The organism is Spirillospora sp. NPDC048823 (assembly GCF_043198445.1).
GTDB lineage: Bacteria > Actinomycetota > Actinomycetes > Streptosporangiales > Streptosporangiaceae > Spirillospora.
In genome coordinates, this window is the sequence record NZ_JBICUT010000001.1 from 183,295 (window position 1) to 201,073 (window position 17,779).

Below are 17,779 nucleotides of genomic sequence, written 5' to 3' on the forward strand. Positions count from 1 at the left end.
CACAGCCTACGCAGGAGGTAGAACGTGTTTCAATATGCGCGGCCTCCGGGTCAGGCGAGGAAGTCGAACCGGGTCCCGGCGCGGGTGCCGCGGGCCGCCTCGTAGGCGGTCCAGCTCACCGCGAGGTCCTGCCAGGGCAGACCGACCGGCGCGTACACGGTGACCTCGCCGCCCTTCACCCGTCCCGGCACCTGGCCGCGCAGCAGGTCGCGGAGCGTCCCGGCGGCGTGTTTGACGTCGAGCCCGGCCCCGGCCAGCACGCCCATCTCGACGGCGAGGGGGACGTCGTCGACGACGACGCGGGCGCCCTCGATCAGGTCGGGGGCCAGTTCGGCCTTGCCGGGCTCGTCGGCGCCGAGCGAGGTGATGTGCGTTCCGCGGGTCACGTCGGCGGCGCACAGGATCGGGCGGCGCGCCCAGGTCGCCATGACGACGATCCCGGCGTCCCGGACGGCGTCGCGCGGGTCCGCCTCGACGGTGGCGGTGAGCCCGAGCCGTGCGCCGTGCCGTTCGGCGAAACCGGCGGCGCGGCCGGCGTCCAGGTCGCAGACGGTGAGGGCGTGCACCTCGCGCAGCTCCGACAGCCCCCGCATGACCAGCTCGGCCTGCGCCCCGGCGCCGATGACCGCCACGGCCCCGGCGTCCGGACGGGCCAGGGCGTGCGTGCCGAGCGCGGCGGCCAGCCCGGTGCGCCACGCGGTCACGGTCGCCGAGTCCAGCTGCGCCAGCAGTTCCCCGGTGCCGAGGTCGTGCAGGCAGACGACGCCGCGCAGCGCGGGGCGGCTGCCGGGGAACTTGGCGTTGACCTTCACCGTGTAGGCGGGGAGTTCCTCGATCACGCCCGGCAGCAGCGCCGTCGCGGTGCCCTGGCCGGGGAGCCTGCCGACCACCCGGCGCGCGACCGCCTCGCCCTCCGCGGCCGTGAAGCCGCGGCGCAGCGCGTCGAGGCACTCCGCCGGGTCGAGGAGGGACTCAAGGTCAGACCGGGCCAAAAGGAGCGTCACCGGACCATTCTCCCGCCCGCACCGTCGCGCCGTCACTACTCAACATCGGACTGTTGGGACGAATGTGACGATTGGTCCTTTATTCCGTGGCCCTTTCCCCTCCGCCGGGCGGATCAGGGCACCGGGACGTTGTAGGAGATCAGGGCGGTGGAGCGTCCGGTCATCCGCAGCTCGGTGACGGCGCAGTTGCGGACCTGCGGGAAGACCGTGCGATAGGACGACGGCGCGATGCCCAGCAGCCCGCACAGGGTCAGCCGCAGCAGCGTGTTGTGGGTGACGACCAGGGCGCGCTCGCCCCGGTGGCGGGAGGCGATGCGCCGCAGCGCCGTCATGCCGCGTTCGACGGCCTTGCGGGGATCCTCGGCCCCCGGGAACACCCCCGTCACCGGGTCGGCCAGGAAGGCGTCCACGTCCGCGGGCGGCAGCTCCGCGCGGGTGCGGCCCTCGGCGGAGCCGAAGTCCACCTCCATCAGGTCGCCGTCGATCGTGATGGGGAGCCCGAGCGCGGACGCCGCCGGGGCCGCCGTCGCCCTCGACCGGCTCAGCGGAGAGGCCCACACCGCCTCCGCCCCCGTCTCCGCCGCCCACCGGCCGAGCCGTTCGGCCTGCTCGCGTCCGGTGCCGGTGAGCGCGACGTCGCTGACGCCCGCGTACCGGTTCTCCGCGTGCCACTCGGTCTGGCCGTGCCGGACGACGTAGAGGGTGGTGTTCAAGGCACTCCTGACCATGCTGTCCTACCCGTGCTCTCGTGCGTAGGCGGCCACCTCGGCGGGCAGCCAGCCGCGCTTTTCCAGTTCGTCCACGAGTTGCCCGAAGGGGGCGTCGAAACGCTCCGTCATGCCGGGGCGGGGCTCCACGACCGTGCGGATGCGCACCATCGACTCGGCCACGCCGGCCGGCGAGCGGCCCGGCATCGTGCCGTAGGCCGCGAGGACCGCCATGCCCAGCGCGGCGTCGGCGTGCTCGGGGATCCGGGCCGGGCGGCCCAGGACGTCCGCGCGGAGCCGGGTCCAGTAGTCGCTGCGCACCGCACCGCCGGTGAAGGTCACGGGTCCCTCGACGGCGGCTCCGAGCCGCCGCACGTAGGCCAGCGCCAGCCGCTCGACCAGGGCGACGCCCTGGAGCAGGGCGGCGTGCCGGTCGCCCTCGCCGCGGGGCGTGCCGAGCATGAAGCCCTCGGCCTGGGGCGCGAGGAAGGGGAAGCGCTCGCCGGGCGAGACCAGCGGGTAGGCGACCGCGCCGGCCGGTTCGTGGCGCGCGGCCAGTCCGTCCAGCCGCTCCAGGTCCGCGACGCCCGCGAAGACGCCCGCGCCCACGCTGGACGCGCCGCCGGGCAGCCAGGCCCCGTCCGGTGCGCGGTGGCTGTACATCACCCCGGCCGGGTCGCGGACGGGCGAGGCCGTCACCCCCTTGAGCACCAGGGTCGTGCCGAGCACCGAGTTCCACCGGCCCGGCCGCAGCGTGCCGGAGCCGAGCTGGGCGGCGCACCCGTCGGTCATCCCCGCGATCACCGGTGTGCCGGCCTTCAGCCCGGTCTGCCCGGCGGCCTCGGCCCCGACCTCGCCGAGGACCGTGCCGGGCCGTACGACCTCGGGGAAGAGCGTGGCGGGCAGCCCGAGCCGGTCGTGCAGATCGCGCGGCCACCGCTCACCGAGGAGGTCGTAGCCCGTCTTGAGCGCGTGGCTGGAGTCGGTCGCCACCGGCTCCCCCACCAGCCGACCGGTGACCAGGTCGGCCTGGTGGGCGATCCGCGCGCGGGACAGGACGCCGGGCCGGTCGCGGGCCAGCCACAGCACCTTGGCCAGCGCCCAGGAGGGCTGGATGCGGTGCCCGAGCCGGTCCCACAGCGGCGCCCCGGCCGACTGCGCCAGCCGCGCCTCGGCGGACGCCCGCGCGTCGTCGTACATGATGCCGCCGGTCAGCGGACGCCCGTCCGGGTCGGTGAGCAGGACGGTCCCCGAGGTGGCGCACACCGCCAGGCCGCGCACCGCCTCCGGCGCCGAGTCCCGCAGCGCCTCCCGGGTGGCCAGGGTGACGGCCTCCCACCAGTCGCCGGGCCGCTGCTCGTGCCGCACGCCGTCGCGCCGCCCGGTCAGCGGGGCGGATCCGCGGCCGGCCACCCGGCCGTCGGCGGTGACGGCGAGCGTCCGCACCCCCTGCGTCCCGACGTCCACGCCGACCCACAGAGGCCCGGACGAGCCAGCTTGCACGATAGGACTCCCTAGTTTTATCGCTTAAAGATGTGAACTTATAATGCCAGGGCATCATATCAATCACTTGTTACCGTCTCGATGACCCCCCGGAGACGACGGGACGGGGTTGACGTGGGACGTCCCGGTGTTACAAGCTCGATGGCGCTGGGGTGATGGTTGTTAACATCACGAATCCCAGTATCGCAGTTCGGGTGGCCGATCACCCCTCCGCCGGCGAGCGGCCACGAGAGGATCGCAGCATGACCAAGGAGATGAGCGGCAGGCGCGGACCTGACGCAAGGCGCCAGGCCATCGCCGACCATGTGCTGTCCGTAGGGTCGGTCACCGCCGGGGACCTGGCCGAGCGCTTCGGCGTCAGCCTCATGACGATCCATCGCGACCTGGACGACCTCGAACGGCAGGGCATCGTCCGCAAGTACCGGGGCGGCGTCACCGCGCAGCCGTCCGGCGTGTTCGAGAGCAACGTCGCCTACCGCATGAAGTCGATGCGGCCCGCCAAGGACGCCATCGCGGCGAAGGCCGCCGAGCTGGTCGAACCCGGCATGGCGGTGATGCTCGACGACTCCACGACCACCCTGGCGCTGGCCCGCAGGCTGGCCGGCGTCACCCCGCTGACCGTGATCACCAACTTCCTGGAGACCACGAACCTGCTGGCCCGCGAGCGCGGCATCCGGCTGATGGCGCTCGGCGGGGAGTACGACGCGCTGCACGACTCCTTCCTGGGGGTCTCCTGCGTGGACGCGATCACGGCGCTCCACGTCGACCTGTGCTTCGTGTCGACCTCCGCCGTCTCCGGCGGGTACGCCTACCACCAGGAGCAGCACATCGTGTCGGTCAAGCGGGCCATGCTCGACGCCGCCGCGCGCAACGTCCTGCTCGTGGACCACTCCAAGCTCGGCCGCGTCGCGCTGCACCGGGTGGCGCCGCTGTCGGCGTTCGACCGCCTCATCGTCGACGACGGCGCGGACGCCGAGGTGCTGCGGGAGCTGGACGAGCACAAGGTCGCCTACGAGGTGGCCGTCACCTGAGCCCGGGGCCGCGTGCCCGCCGTCAACGACCCGACGAGAGAGACCCGATGAGAGTGCTGGCCGCGGGAGACCGCTTCGTCCTGCCGGAGCTGCTGGCCGGCGCGCTGGACGCCGAGCTCGGCGGCGCGGGCGACGTCCGCCGCCTGGAGCTGCCCTGGCCGGTCGTGCCGTTCGGCCCGGTGGCCGAGGTCGACGAGGCGTCCGGCGACGAGGACACCATGATCGACGCGCTGGACGGCGTCGAGGCGTGCGTGACCCAGATGGCCCCCGTCACCGCGAAGATCCTGGACAGCGCGTCCGGCCTGCGGCTCGTGGCGGTCGCGCGGGGCGGCCCCGTCAACGTCGACGTGGCGGCGGCCACCGAACGCGGCGTGCGCGTCTGCTACGCACCGGGACGCAACGCGACCGCGACCGCCGAGTACACCGTCGGGCTGATGCTCGCCGTGCTGCGCCGCATCCCCGAGACCCACGCCGCGCTGGCCGGGCGGGGCGAGTGGGGCGGGCGGTACTACACCTACGACGCCACCGGCCTCGAGCTTGAGGGAACGCCCGTCGGGCTGGTCGGCGGCGGGGCCGTCGGGAGCCGGGTCGCCCGGATCCTCGCGGGCTTCGGCGCCGACGTCCAGGTCTACGACCCGTACCTGCCCGGCGGCGGCGGCGCCGCGAGCCTGGACGACCTGCTGCGCCGCTCCCGCGTCGTCTCCCTGCACGCCCGGCTCACCCCCGACAACCGGGCCATGATCGGCGCCCGGGAGCTGGCCCTGATGCCGCCCGGCTCGGTGCTGGTCAACTGCGCCCGGGGCCCGCTGCTGGACGAGGACGCGCTGTGCGACGCGCTGGATTCGGGTCATCTGCTCGGCGCGGGCCTGGACACCTTCGCCGTGGAGCCGCCGCCCGCGGACTCGCGCCTGTTCGGCATGCCCGGCGTGGTGATGACCCCCCATCTGGGCGGCGCGAGCCGCGCCGTGGCCGAGAAGGCGGCCCGCATCGTCGCCGCCGAGGTCGGGCGGCTGCACCGGGGCGAGCCCCTGGCGCACTGCCTCAACCCGGCCTGATCCACCGGCCCGCCAGGAACAGACAAGGAAGCTCGCCATGTACGTCGGAATCGACGTGGGAACGTCCGTGGTGAAGGCCGCGGCGTTCGACGAGGACGGCCGGACCCTGGCGGTCGAGTCGCGTCCCGCCCGGACCGTGCGCGGGGACGCCCGGGTCGAGCAGGACACCGACGAGGTCGTGTCGGCCGCCGGGGAGGTGCTCGGCGCGCTGGCCGCGCGGCGCGCCCGCTTCGCCGCCCCGGACGCCGTCGGCGTGACGGGCCAGGGCGACGGCGTGTGGCTGGTGGACGGGCGGGCCCGGCCGGTCCGTCCCGCGATCTCCTGGATGGACGGCAGGTCCGCCGCGATCGTCACGGAGTGGACGGAGGGCGGCGTCGCGGCGGAGGTCTTCGCGCGCACCGGGAACGCCATGTTCCCCGGCTGCCCGGCCCCGCTGCTGGCGTGGCTGGACCGGCACGAGCCCGCCGCGCTCGACGCCGCCGCCACCGCGGCCTACTGCAAGGACGTGGTGTTCCAGCGCCTCACCGGGGTGCGCGCGACCGACGCGAGCGACGCCTCGGTGCCGTTCCTGGATCCCCGGACGCGCACCTACGACGCCGCTTCCCTGGCGGCCTGCGGCCTGTCGCACCGGGCGGATCTGCTGGCACCGGTCGCGGAGCCGCTGCCGCGGGGCGGGATGCTCGCCGGGGGGCCGCTTCCGGCCGGCACGCGGGTCACCGCCGGCCCTTTCGACGTGCCCGCCTGCGCCCTCGGGGCGGGGGTGACCGGGACCGGCGACGGACTGCTGATCATCGGCACGACGCTGGCCTGCCTGGCCGTGGTGGACGAACCCGCGCTGGACGGTGAGCCGACCGGGTTCTGCTTCGCCACCGGGCGGCCGGACCGGTGGCTGCGCGGCATGCCCGCGATGGTCGGCACGGCGGCGCTGGAATGGGTGCTGGCGAGGGTGGGCGCGTCCCATCGCGACCTGGACGACCTGCTGGCGGCCTCGCCTCCGGGTGCGCGCGGGGTGCGGGTGCTGCCGTTCTTCTCGCCCTCGGGGGAACGGGCGCCGTTCGTCGAACCGGCGGCGCGGGCCGAGATCACCGGGGTGAGCCTGGAGACCACCACCGCGGACCTGGTGCGGGCGACCTGCGAGGGCATCGCCTACGCGGCGCGGCACTGCCTGGCCGCCGCCGGGTTGCGCGGCGCGCTGTCGGTGGCGGGCGGCGGAACCCGCAGCGACCGCTGGCTGCAGCTGTTCGCCGATGTGCTGGGCCGGCCGCTGCGGGTCGCGGCGGAGGAGGCGGGGGCGCGGGGCGCGGTGCTCGCCGGGGGCCACGGGCTGGACGCGGCGGCGTGGACCCGTCCCGCCTCCGTCCGCGACCCGGACCCGGCCCGGGCCGCGTTCCACGACGGGGAGCACCGCGCCTACCTGGCGCGGGTGGAGACCGCCCGTGCACGCTGGCGCACGACTTCATAACGCTCGATCATGTTGTTATCGCATCCATGACCTCCCGCCCCGCCACAGGCCCCTGGGGAACGGCTCTGCCGGCCCCCGGAGCCCACTTTCGACGGCTTTGCCCGGTCGCAGGTACCGTGACCGTTGCAGACGAGGCGGCTGGTCCCCGGATACGGCCAGAGCAGGGATCGACGCGATACGCGGCAGGTCACGCCGTAACATGATCTGTGCGGCATATTGACACTAGATCTCGATATCTCTACCCTCAATCTCACATTCAGAAGTGTTAACTAACCGCATGATGATGCGAGCGATCGGAGGCGGGCTCATGACCGGCACTCCCACCGCGGCACTGGTGCCCTACGGCCTTCGCTGCGAGCACCTGGCCGAGCCGCTGGGCGTCGACGAGCACGCCCCGCTGCTGTCGTGGCGGCTCTCCTCCCCCCGCCGGGGCGACGCGCCCGCCCGCCACCGCGTGCGGGTGTGGACCGTCCCCGCCCCCGGAGCCGGCGCCGGTTCGCCCGAATCCGGAGCACCGGTCTGGGACACCGGCGAGGTGAGCGACCCGGCCGCGGTGTCCGTCCGCTACGCGGGCGCGCCGCTGAGCCCTCGCACGCGCTACCGCTGGGAGATCGCCGTCACCGCCGAGGACGGCGCGACCGCCGCGGCGCGCTCCTGGTTCGAGACGGGGATGCTCCGCCCGCCGGCCTGGCGGGCCTCCTGGATCACCCACGACACCGGTGACCTCGACGTGGTGGACGCGCCCGAAGAGGGGGAGCTCGCCCTCGCCGACCACGGACTCCAGCCCGCCGTCCGGCTCCGGCGCACGTTCGAGACCCCCGCCGCGCCCGTCCGCGCGCGCCTCTACGTCACCGCCCGAGGGCTCTACGAGATGCGGCTGAACGGCCACCGGGCCGGCGACGCCGAGCTCGCGCCGGGCTGGACCGACTACCGCGACCGCATCGACTACCAGGTCCTCGACGTGACCGCGCTCGTCGGCGCGGGCCGCAACGTCCTCGCCGCCACCCTCGCCGACGGCTGGTGGAGCGGCTACGTGGGCTTCGACCCGCGCCGCCTCGGCGCCCACTATGGAGCGTTCCCGCAACTGCTGGCCGAACTGCACCTCGACCACGCCGACGGCCGCCACGAGGTCATCGCCACCGACGGGACCTGGTGGACCCGCCGCTCCCCCGTCCGGTACGCCGACCTGCTGAAGGGCGAGTGCCACGACCTGCGCCGCGAGACCCCGGGCTGGGACCGCCCCGCGTTCGCCGAGGCGGACGGCTGGCGTTCCGCGCAGGTCACCGGCACCGATCACGACCTGCTCACCGCCTCCGCGGCGCCGCCGGTCCGCGCCGTCGGGGAACTGCCCGCCCGCACCGTCACCCGCACCGGCGGCGGCCGGCACCTGGTGGACTTCGGCCAGAACTTCGCCGGACGCGTCCGCATCACCGCCCGCGGCCTCACCCCGGGCGACCGCGTGGTGATCCGGCACGCCGAGGCCCTCGACGACGACGGCGCGCTCTACACCGACAACCTGCGCACCGCCGACGCGACGGACGTGCTCATCGCGGGCGGCGATCCCGACGTCGTGTTCGAGCCGCGCTTCACCTACCACGGGTTCCGCTACGCCGAGGTCACCGGCCTCACCGCACTGGACGCCGCCGACATCACCGGCGTCGTCCTGCACAACGACACCCCCTGGACGGGTGACTTCGCCTGCTCCGACCCGGACGTCGAGCGCCTGTACCGGGGCATCCGCTGGGGGCAGCGCTCCAACTTCGTCAGCGTCCCCACCGACTGCCCGCAGCGCGACGAGCGGCTCGGCTGGCTCGCCGACGCGCAGGTGTTCCTCCCCACCGCCTGCCTCAACGCCGACGTCGCGGCCTTCTTCGAGGGCTGGCTGCGGGAGGTGCGCGGCGCCCAGTCGCCCGGCGGCGCCTTCACGAACGTGGCGCCGAGGCTGACCGGCGTCGCCGACGAGGGCGCGCCCGGCTGGGGCGACGCCGGGGTCCTGGTGCCCTGGCACCTGTACCGCGTGTACGGGGACGAGCGCTTCCTGGAACGCAACATCGACGCGATGTGCGCCTGGGTCGACCACGTCCACCGGCACAACCCGGACCTGGTGTGGCGGCACCGCGTCGGCCCGCACTTCGCCGACTGGCTCGCCCCGGAGCCGACGCCGCGCGAGGTCGTCGCCACCGCCTACTTCGCCCGCAGCGCCGACCTGACCGCCCGCGCCGCCGAGATTCTCGGCCGGGACACCGCCGCGCGGCGGTACGGCACCCTCGCCGGGCACGTCCGCAAGACCTTCGCCGAACGCTTCGTCACGCCCTGCGGCCGGATCTCCGGCGACACGCAGACCGCCTACCTGCTGGCCCTGGCGTTCGACCTGCTGCCGGACGACCTGGCGCCGCACGCGGCCGGCCGCCTGGCCGAGCTGGTCGAAGCGGCCGGCCCCGGCATCACCACCGGATTCCTCGGCGTCGGCCTCGTCGCCCCGGTGCTGGACGCCTGCGGGCGGCCCGACCTGGCGCACGCGCTGCTGCGCAGGACCGGCCCGCCGTCCTGGCTGTACCCGCTGCGGCACGGCGCGACCACGATCTGGGAGCGCTGGGACGGCTACACCGAAGAGCGCGGCTTCCAGGCCGCGGCGATGAACTCCTTCAACCACTACGCGCTCGGCTCGATCGGCGAATGGCTCTACGAGGGCGTCGCCGGGCTGAGCCAGGCACCCGGCTCCGCCGGCTACCGCGAGCTGCGGATCCGCCCCCGGCCCGGCGCGCTGACGTGGGCGCGCGCCGCCTACGAGTCGGTGCGCGGCACCGTCCGGACCGGGTGGGCACGGGCGGACGGCGAACTGCGGCTGGACGTGAGCGTGCCACCGGGGGCCACCGCGATCGTGCACGTGCCCACCGGCGATCCCGGCGGCGTGCACGAGAGCGGGGTCCCGGTGGCGGCCGCCGCGGGGATCCAGATCATCGGCACCGAACCCGGCGCGCTCCTGTGCCGGGTGACCTCGGGGGACTACCGCTTCACCGCGGAAGATCCATCGGCCGCCGTCCCCTGACGGTGGACGGCACACCCGCGGCCCCGGCCGCACAACTCGCGGCGGCCCCCGGCCGCAGCACCCATGGCGGCCCCGGTCGCGAATGATCACCGCGGCGCCGAAGCCGCGTTTCGAGGAGGACTCATGACATCGTCGACAGGGCTCAGCCGCCGCGGCTTCCTGGGGCTGACCGGGGGCGTCGCCGCCATGGGCGCACTGGCGGCCTGTGGCGGGACGTCCGGTTCGGGCGGCGGGACGCTGCGGCTGGTCGGTGTCGCCGACCAGCAGAAGCCGCTCGACCTGCTGCTCAAGGAGTACACCAAGACCAAGTTCAGCGCCTCCTTCGCGCCCACCGACCAGGTGCAGACCTCGGTGCGCACCCAGCTCGGCGCGGGCAACGCCCCCGACGTGCACGTGGTGTTCCCGGGCGACGGCTCGGCGATGAGCATGAAGCAGGTCTCCGATGCCGGCCTGCTGGCCGACCTGAGCGGCCAGTCCTGGACCAAGCGGATCCCCGCCGGGTTGAAGCCCGCGTTCCAGAACGGCGGCAAGACCTTCATCTACTCCGCCGGGTCCAGCGTCATCGGCGCCATCTACAACAAGAAGGTCTTCGAGGAGGCCGGCGTCGAGCCGCCCACGACCTGGTCCGGGTTCCTGGAGGTCTGCGAGAAGATCAAGAAGAAGGGCACGGTGCCGATCGCGCTGGGCGCCCAGACCCCGTGGGTCACCCAGCTGATCACCTACGCCCTCGTCCCGTCCACGGTCTACGCGAAGACGCCCGATTTCGACGAGCGGATGAAGGCGGGCTCGGCGAGCTTCGCCGGCTCGGGCTGGGCCGACGCGCTGGAGATGTACCTGGAACTCCAGGAGCGCGGGTACCTCAACGACAACCCCAACGGCACGACGTTCGAGCAGCAGACCTCGATGGTCGCCACCGGCAAGGCCGCGATGGCGATCCAGGTGTCGGCGGTGCTGCCCGACTTCCGCAAGTCCGCCGCGAGCGCCGACGCGCTGGGCATGTTCCCGGTGCCCGGCTCCGACGACGCGAACCAGGTGTGGATCCCGGCGGGTGTGAGCGTCGGCCTCGGCGTCAGCGCACGCGGCAAGCACCTGGACGAGGCCAAGGCGTTCATCGAGTTCCTCGGCGAGCAGAAGAACATGAACCGCTGGGCCGAGGCCATCGCCTGCGTGCCGCTGACCCGCGACGCCGGCTCCAAGGTCGACCCGGTGCTCGAGTCGTTCCTGCCGTTCATCGACGGCAACAAGGCGGTGCCGTTCATGGACCAGGCGTGGCCGAACGCCGAGATCCAGCCCGCCCACTTCGCGGCGGTGCAGGAACTCCTCGGCGGCAAGACGACGGTGGACGCCGCACTGAAGAAGCTCGACGAGACCTACCGGAAGAACTGAACGTGACCTCGACCACCAGCCCCGCCCCGGTGAAGCGGCCCGTCCGGCCGGACGCCGCGGGCCGCCGCCGGCGGCGGGGCGCCCGCTTCCTGTCGCCGCCGTGGTGGTTCGCGGCGCCCGCCCTGGCCGTCTACGCCCTGGTGGTGCTGTACCCGAGCCTCAGCGGCATCGTGTACGCCTTCACCGACTGGAACGGCCTGGGCGAGCGGAGCTTCATCGGCCTGGGCAACTTCACGGAGCTGTTCCGCGACGAGGCCGCCCGCGGCTCGCTGGTCAACACGCTGCTGCTGACCGTGGCGATCGTGTTCGTCCAGAACGGGATCGGGCTGCTGCTGGCGCTCGGCGTGCACGCCAGGATCAAGTCGCGGACCGTGCTGCGGGTCGTGTTCTTCGCCCCGGCCGTGGTCAGCCCGGTGATGGTGGCGTTCCTATGGAAGTACATCTACAACCCGGCGCCCGGCGCCGGGCTCAACGGCATCCTCGGCGCGGTCGGGCTGGGCTCCCTGCGGCAGGACTGGCTGGGCGACCCGTCGCTGGCCCTGTGGTCGGTCGCGGGCATGGTGATCTGGCAGTTCGCCGGGTACTCGATGGTGATCTTCCTGGCCGGGCTGGAGGGGGTGCCCGCCGAGCTGCACGAGGCCGCGATGATCGACGGCGCGGGCCGGTTCCAGCGGTTCCGGAACGTGACGTGGCCGATGCTGGCGCCCGCGGTCACCATCAACATGATGCTGTCGACCATCGGCGGGCTCAAGCTGTTCGACCAGGTCTACGCCGCGACCAGCGGCGGTCCGGGACACGCGAGCGAGACGCTGTCCACGGTGCTCTACAAGCAGGCGTTCGTCTTCGGCAACTTCGGCTACAGCACCGCGATCGCGCTGGTGCTGGCGTTGTTCGTCGCGGCGGTGTCGATGGGCCAGATCCACTACCTGCGGAGCCGAGAGGTGAGCGGATGAACATGCGGTACGGGCTGCGGACGTTCGGGCTGGAGATGGTGATGGTCGCCGCCGCCGTCGCCTTCCTGTTCCCCGTGTACGCGCTGGTCACGCTGTCGCTCAAGGACCAGCGGCAGGTCGCCGAGTCGCCGCTGGCGCCGCCGTCGAGCCCGGCGCTGGACAACTACTCCGCCGCCTGGACGCGCGCGGAACTCGGCCCGGCGCTGCTGAACAGCACGGTCATCACGGTGGTGAGCCTGCTGGTGCTGATCGCGATCGGCTCGTTCGCCGCCTACTTCCTGTCGCGCCGCGCGTCCCGGCTGGGCTACGGGCTGTACGTGCTGTTCCTGCTGGGCATCGTGCTGCCGTTCCAGCTCGGGATGATCCCGCTGTTCAAGATGGTGGACGGGGCGGGGCTGCTCGGCACCTACCCGGGCATGATCGTCTTCTACAGCGGGATCCAGCTGCCCTTCACGATCTTCCTCTACACGGGGTTCATCCGGGCGCTGCCGGGCGACTACGCGCACGCCGCGCTGATCGACGGCGCCGGCCACTTCCAGGCGTTCACCCGGGTGGTGTTCCCGCTGCTGCGGCCCGTCACCGGCACCGTGCTGATCCTCAACGCGGTGTTCATCTGGAACGACTTCTTCACTCCCCTGCTGTATCTGGGGGGCTCGGCCCGGGAGACGGTGCCGGTGCGGATCTTCTCCTTCGTCGGCCAGTACGTCTCGGACAACGGGCTCGTGTTCGCCGGGCTGGTGCTGGCCTCACTGCCGATCCTGATCGTGTTCCTGGTCCTGCAGCGGTATGTGATCAAGGGCTTCGCGAGCGGACTCAAGGGATGATCCCGGACCGGCTCCGGGCGGTGCTGGACGCGCCGCCCCGCGCGTACTCCCCCGCGCCCATCTGGTGGTGGAGCGGCGAGCGGCTGGACCGGCGGCGGCTGCGCGACCAGCTCGAACGCTTCGCCGAGGGCGGCGTGTACAACCTGGTGATCCTGAACCTCGCGCCGTCCGGCCCGATGTTCGGCGCCGACGCCGACGAGCCCGCGTTCTTCACCGACGCCTGGTGGGAACTGCTCGACGGGGTGTGCGAGGACGCCGCCCGGCTCGGCGTGTCGCTGTGGTTCTACGACCAGCTCGGATTCTCCGGCGCCGACCTCCAGGCGCGGCTGGTGCGCGACGTCCCCGAGTTCGCCGGGCGGTGGCTGGAGCCGGGCGGCGGCACGTCGGCGCGCGGCTTCGACTACCTGTCGGCGCGGGCGTGCGCGGCGCTGCTCGACCGCGTCCACGGGGAGTTCGAGCGGCGCCTCGGTCACCGCCTCGGCAACGTGATCGTCGGTTCCTTCCAGGACGAGCTGCCCGCGCTGCCGACCTGGACGGAGGGGTTCGCCGAAGAGTTCGCCGCCCGCCGCGGCTACGACCTGGCCCCGCACCTGCCGTCCCTGTGGCAGGACGGCGGCGACGCGGCGGGCGAGGTCCGGCGCGACTACCACCTCACCCGGGCGGAGCTGGCCGAGGAGGCGTTCTTCCGGCCGCTGGCCGGATGGCACGAGCGGCACGGGCTGCTGCACGGCTGCGACCAGCAGGACCCGGCCCGCGCCGGGCACCCGGTGGACGGGGTGCGGCTGTACGCCGACTACGCCCGCACCCACCGCTGGTTCGGCGCGCCGGGCTCGGACCACCACGGCGACGCCCGGATCCACTCGTCCCTGGCCCACCTGTACGGCCGGGACCGCGTGTGGATCGAGGCGTTCCACTCCAGCGGGTGGGGCGGCACGCTGGAGGAGACGTTCGACTGGCTGCTGCCATGGCTGCGCTCAGGCGCGACCCTCTACAACCCGCACGCGGCCTACTACACGACCAGGGCGGGCTGGTGGGAGTGGGCGCCGCCCTCGACCGACTGGCGGCAGCCCTACTGGGCGCACCACCGGGTCTTCGCCGACGCGGTGACGCGGCTGTGCGCGGCCCTGTCGCTGGGCCGCCATGTCTGCGACACGGCCGTGCTGTTCCCGACGTCGACCGCCCAGGCGGGCACCCGGCTCGACGGCGCCGACGCGTCCGCCGCGCTCGCCCAGGACACCTACCGGGCGCTGGTCGGCGACATGGCGTGGTTCCAGATGGTGCCCGGCGCCCTCGACCGGTTCCGCGTCGACGCCGACGTCATCGACGACGACTCCGTCCGGCGGGCCACGGTGGCGGACGGGCGGCTGAACGTCGCGGACGAGTCGTACGGCACGGTGCTGCTGCCCGCCTGCACCGTCCTCGAAGGGGACACCGCCAGGCGGCTGGCCGCACTGGTCGAGGGCGGCGGCCGGGTCGTCGCCGTCGGCCCGCCGCCCCGGCTCGGCGTCGGCGACCCGGCCGCCGGCGAGGCCGTGGCCAGGCTGGCGCCGCTGCTGGAGACCGTCCCGGACACCGGCGCGCTCGGCCCCCTGCTGGACGGCTCCCGGCGGGTCGAGGCGCCGGTCCCCGCGCTGGTCCGCGAGGTCGACGGCGCGACGGTGGTGTTCGTGACGGCGGCGGAGTCCATGGCCAGCCGCGTGTCGGTCGGCCGCCCGGACGAGCGCGGCATCGACCTGGGCTGGCTGGACGTGACCTACGACTTCGATCCCGGCCGCTACCACCGCGACATGCGGATCCGCGTGAAGGACGTGACGGGCCCGGCCTACCTGGTGAGCCCGTTCGGCGGCCCGCCGCGGGAGCTGCCCGTCACGTCCGGACCGTCGGGGGCGGAGGTCGTCGTGCCGTTCGACGACGGCCCCGCCGCGCTGCTGGTGTTCCCGGGCACGGCTCGCCCGCCGCGGGACGAGGCGGCCCCGCCGCGGGACGAGGCGGCCCCGCCGCGGCGTCCCGCCGCCGAGCTGGACCTGGGCTCCACCTGGGACATGGAGCCGGTGCCGACGCTCGACAACACGTGGGCGGATTTCGCCCGTCCGGCCGGCGCCATGGCGGCGTTGGAGCGCTGGCGGCTCTCGCACCGGGTGGAGGACGACCCGTCCGCCGGCTGGACGCCGGCCTACGCGACGTTCGGCCCCCACGGGCTGTGGTCCGGCGCCGGGGGCGGGTGGCGGCCGGTCGTCTACTCCGACAGCCGGGGCATCCGCAAGGACCCGGTCCACCGGGCGGCGCTCGGGCCCAAGGGGCACGTCCCCGAGGAGTTCCTCGACTTCGGCGAGGTCGCGGCGGGCGAGCGGATCACCCTGCGCACCCGCGTGACCGTGCCGGCTCCGGGCGGGTTCCCGGTGCTCGGCTTCCCCGCCGCGAAGACGCTCCTGGTGGACGGGGCCGAGGCCCCGCTCGACGACCGCGGCTACCTGGCGGTGGGCGGCGCGGCGCTCGCGCCCGGCGAGCACACGCTGGAGATCCGCCTGGTGCCCGGTGAGGACGTGCGGCTGCGCGGCCACCTGTCCGTCGTGACCGAGCCCGCCCGCTGCGTCCGACCCGAGTGGATCACCGCCGGGGGAACCGTGCGCCCGGGTGGGCGGGTCGCCTTCACCGCCGAACTGCCGCGCGTCCCCGGCCCGTCCCGCCTCCAGGTCGCGTCGGCGTCCCCGTGCCGGGTCCTGGTCGACGGGGTGGAGATCGGCCGGCAGGGCGGCTTCGATCCCTACGCCGAGCACGAGGCCCCCCGCGTCGGCCGCTACGACCTGCCGGACGCGCCCGGCGCGCCGCTCACCCTCGTCCTCACCGAAGGCGAGGCCCCGGCGGCGGTCCTGGTGGACGGCCCGCTCGTGTCCGGCACCGGCTGGCACGCCGCCCGGGACGGCGTCGCGGTGCCCGTCGCGCCCAGGCGGGCGCAGAGCGGCGATCCCGCCGCCCTCCACCTGCGGCGCCGCCCGCACCCCCTGCCCTGCGCGCACTGGCTGGAGGACGACGTGAGCGACGGCACCGTCCTGCCCGCGTCCTTCGCCGACCCCGGCGCCCTGCCCAGGACCGAGCGGCTGCGCTTCGCGGTGCCGCCGGGCGCGACCCGGATGCGGTTCACCGCACGGGGCGAGGTCACCGGCATCCTGCTCGACGGCGTCCTTCTCGAAGGCGTTTCGCTCGGCGCAGCGCACGACGGCGCCGGCACCGTCGACCTCGAACTCCCCGGCCGCGCACGGCCGGCCGGGACCGCCGAGCTGCGGCTGCGGACCCGGCCCGGGTACCGGGAGGGCGCGGCGCTGGCGGGGCCGGTCGCCTTCGCCGTCGGCGCGGGCACGATCGGGCTGGGCGACTGGGAGGACGCGGGCCTGGCCGGTTACAGCGGCGGCGTCCGCTACCGGCGCGTCCTGGACCTGGCGGCCGCTCCCGGGGGCGGCGAGCTCGATCTCGGCCGCGTCCGCGGCACCGCCGAGGTGACGGTGAACGGGCACGCGGCGGGCGTGCGGATCTGCGCCCCGTACACCTTCGACCTCGGCTCGGCCCTGCGCGCCGGCCCCAACGAGATCGAGATCGTCGTCTACGGCACCCTGGCCCCCCACCTCGACGAGACCAGCCCCACCCATTTCGTCTTCCCCGGCCAGCGCACCTCCGGACTCCTCGGCCCGGTCGTCCTGAGGACCGAGATCTGAGGCCTACGGGCGCCACTGGCGCTGTGCGGCCAGCGAGTCCCAGTCGGTGAGCCAGTTGCGGCCCTCGTCGTCGATGAACGAGCCCGGCGGCGGGGTCACCCGGTGCTCGGCGAGCCACGCCCCGGGGCGTCGCATCGAGGGGCGCAGGCCGCCGCCGCTCGGCATGAGCTGCGGCGGGATCGGCGCGGGCATCGCCTGCGGCGCGGACTCGCTCGCGACCTCGGCGAGGTCCTTCTCCTCCGCCATCCCGATCGGCCCCTGCCGGCGCGCGTTGAAGAACTGGTTCACCGCGGGGTGCGTGCTGGACAGCACCATCTCCCGCGGCCCGAACATCACCAGGCCCCGGCGGAACAGCAGGCCGAGGTTGTCCGGCAGGACGCGGGCGGTGCCGATGTCGTGCGTGACGATCAGGAACGTCGCGCCGAGCTGGGTGTTCAGGTCGACGAACAGCTGGTTGAGGTAGGCGGTGCGGACGGGGTCGAGGCCGGAGTCGGGCTCGTCCGCCAGGATGATCTCCGGGTCGAGGACGAGGGCGCGGGCCAGTCCGGCGCGCTTCTTCATCCCGCCGGAGATCTCACCCGGCAGCTTGCTCTCCGAGCCGGACAGGCCGACCATCTCCATCTTCTCCAGCACGATGCGCCGGATCTCCGACTCGCCCTTCCTGGTGTGCTCGCGCAGCGGGAAGGCGATGTTGTCGTAGAGGTTCATGGAGCCGAACAGGGCGCCGTCCTGGAACAGCACCCCGAAGTGGCGGCGCAGCTCGTAGAGGTCGCTCTCGCGCAGCCGCGGGACGTCGCCGCCGCCCACGTACACGTGGCCCCGGTCGGGACGCAGCAGCCCGACGAGGTTCTTGAGGAACACCGACTTCCCGGTTCCGGACGGCCCCAGCAGGGCGGAGATCTCGCCCGCCGGAATGGTGAGGGACACGTCCTCCCAGATGACCTGCCGCCCGAACGACTTCCTGAGCCCTTCCACCCGGATCTCGACACCCATGGGCACTCCCATGCGGGGGAACCGGGGGCGGGGGATCCGCAGCTTACGTCCGGCCCCCCGTCGCCTTGACTGTACGTCGCGCTTCGCCTGCCGGGGAGGCCC

The 17,779-nt window shown here is 74.0% G+C and carries 12 protein-coding genes; 8 read left to right on the forward strand and 4 right to left on the reverse strand.

Annotated elements, in window-relative coordinates; translation table 11 throughout:
- Positions 1-50: 50 nt before the first annotated feature.
- The 3 genes from ACGFK0_RS00765 to ACGFK0_RS00775 all read right to left on the reverse strand — a co-directional run bounded on the left by ACGFK0_RS00765 (position 51) and on the right by ACGFK0_RS00775 (position 3,214).
- A complete protein-coding gene (locus ACGFK0_RS00765; protein WP_392898062.1) occupies positions 51-1,004 on the reverse strand; it encodes an ornithine cyclodeaminase family protein in 954 nt (317 codons plus the stop codon).
- Between the two features lie 113 nt (positions 1,005-1,117).
- On the reverse strand, positions 1,118-1,717 hold the full coding sequence (locus ACGFK0_RS00770) for a histidine phosphatase family protein (protein ID WP_392898065.1): 600 nt from the start codon (positions 1,715-1,717) through the stop codon (positions 1,118-1,120).
- A gap of 21 nt (positions 1,718-1,738) precedes the next feature.
- Entirely contained in the window at positions 1,739-3,214 is a 1,476-nt protein-coding gene (locus tag ACGFK0_RS00775; protein WP_392898068.1) for an FGGY-family carbohydrate kinase, read from the reverse strand.
- A gap of 242 nt (positions 3,215-3,456) precedes the next feature.
- Here ACGFK0_RS00775 and ACGFK0_RS00780 point away from each other — a divergent pair, with 242 nt between their 5' ends.
- The 8 genes from ACGFK0_RS00780 to ACGFK0_RS00815 all read left to right on the forward strand — a co-directional run bounded on the left by ACGFK0_RS00780 (position 3,457) and on the right by ACGFK0_RS00815 (position 16,684).
- Positions 3,457-4,245, forward strand: coding sequence for a DeoR/GlpR family DNA-binding transcription regulator (locus ACGFK0_RS00780; protein ID WP_392898071.1), 789 nt, complete (start codon positions 3,457-3,459; stop codon positions 4,243-4,245).
- Positions 4,246-4,292: 47 nt separating this feature from the next.
- Positions 4,293-5,300, forward strand: a complete 1,008-nt coding sequence (locus ACGFK0_RS00785; RefSeq protein ID WP_392898074.1) for a 2-hydroxyacid dehydrogenase — start codon at positions 4,293-4,295, stop codon at positions 5,298-5,300.
- Positions 5,301-5,337: 37 nt separating this feature from the next.
- Complete coding sequence (locus ACGFK0_RS00790; RefSeq protein ID WP_392898077.1) at positions 5,338-6,762, forward strand: FGGY family carbohydrate kinase; 1,425 nt, start codon at positions 5,338-5,340, stop codon at positions 6,760-6,762.
- A gap of 307 nt (positions 6,763-7,069) precedes the next feature.
- A complete protein-coding gene (locus ACGFK0_RS00795) occupies positions 7,070-9,811 on the forward strand; it encodes a family 78 glycoside hydrolase catalytic domain (protein ID WP_392898079.1) in 2,742 nt (913 codons plus the stop codon).
- A 123-nt stretch (positions 9,812-9,934) separates the two neighbouring features.
- Positions 9,935-11,197, forward strand: a complete 1,263-nt coding sequence (locus tag ACGFK0_RS00800) for an ABC transporter substrate-binding protein (protein ID WP_392898081.1) — start codon at positions 9,935-9,937, stop codon at positions 11,195-11,197.
- 2 nt (positions 11,198-11,199) lie between these two features.
- On the forward strand, positions 11,200-12,150 hold the full coding sequence (locus ACGFK0_RS00805; RefSeq protein WP_392898084.1) for a carbohydrate ABC transporter permease: 951 nt from the start codon (positions 11,200-11,202) through the stop codon (positions 12,148-12,150).
- The gene (locus ACGFK0_RS00810; protein ID WP_392898086.1) at positions 12,147-12,974 is read left to right on the forward strand and encodes a carbohydrate ABC transporter permease; all 828 of its coding nucleotides are present in this window, start codon (positions 12,147-12,149) and stop codon (positions 12,972-12,974) included. Before ACGFK0_RS00805 ends, ACGFK0_RS00810 begins: the two co-directional genes overlap by 4 nt.
- Entirely contained in the window at positions 12,971-16,684 is a 3,714-nt protein-coding gene (locus ACGFK0_RS00815) for a glycosyl hydrolase (RefSeq protein ID WP_392898089.1), read from the forward strand. Before ACGFK0_RS00810 ends, ACGFK0_RS00815 begins: the two co-directional genes overlap by 4 nt.
- Before the next feature lie 3 nt (positions 16,685-16,687).
- On the opposite strand, the gene ACGFK0_RS00820 is transcribed toward ACGFK0_RS00815, so the two are convergent.
- Positions 16,688-17,677: an ABC transporter ATP-binding protein gene (locus tag ACGFK0_RS00820; RefSeq protein ID WP_392898092.1), complete on the reverse strand. Its 990-nt coding sequence runs from the start codon at positions 17,675-17,677 to the stop codon at positions 16,688-16,690.
- Between the last annotated feature and the right edge of the window lie 102 nt (positions 17,678-17,779).

What these genes read in the sequence shown, in the direction of transcription:
- ACGFK0_RS00780 (WP_392898071.1), top strand. Translation starts at nt 3,457, where the DNA reads ATGACCAAGGAGATGAGCGGCAGGCGCGGACCTGACGCAAGGCGCCAG.
- ACGFK0_RS00785 (WP_392898074.1), top strand. Translation starts at nt 4,293, where the DNA reads ATGAGAGTGCTGGCCGCGGGAGACCGCTTCGTCCTGCCGGAGCTGCTG.
- ACGFK0_RS00790 (WP_392898077.1), top strand. Translation starts at nt 5,338, where the DNA reads ATGTACGTCGGAATCGACGTGGGAACGTCCGTGGTGAAGGCCGCGGCG.
- ACGFK0_RS00795 (WP_392898079.1), top strand. Translation starts at nt 7,070, where the DNA reads ATGACCGGCACTCCCACCGCGGCACTGGTGCCCTACGGCCTTCGCTGC.
- ACGFK0_RS00800 (WP_392898081.1), top strand. Translation starts at nt 9,935, where the DNA reads ATGACATCGTCGACAGGGCTCAGCCGCCGCGGCTTCCTGGGGCTGACC.
- ACGFK0_RS00810 (WP_392898086.1), top strand. Translation starts at nt 12,147, where the DNA reads ATGAACATGCGGTACGGGCTGCGGACGTTCGGGCTGGAGATGGTGATG.
- ACGFK0_RS00815 (WP_392898089.1), top strand. Translation starts at nt 12,971, where the DNA reads ATGATCCCGGACCGGCTCCGGGCGGTGCTGGACGCGCCGCCCCGCGCG.
- ACGFK0_RS00820 (WP_392898092.1), bottom strand. Translation starts at nt 17,677, where the DNA reads ATGGGTGTCGAGATCCGGGTGGAAGGGCTCAGGAAGTCGTTCGGGCGG.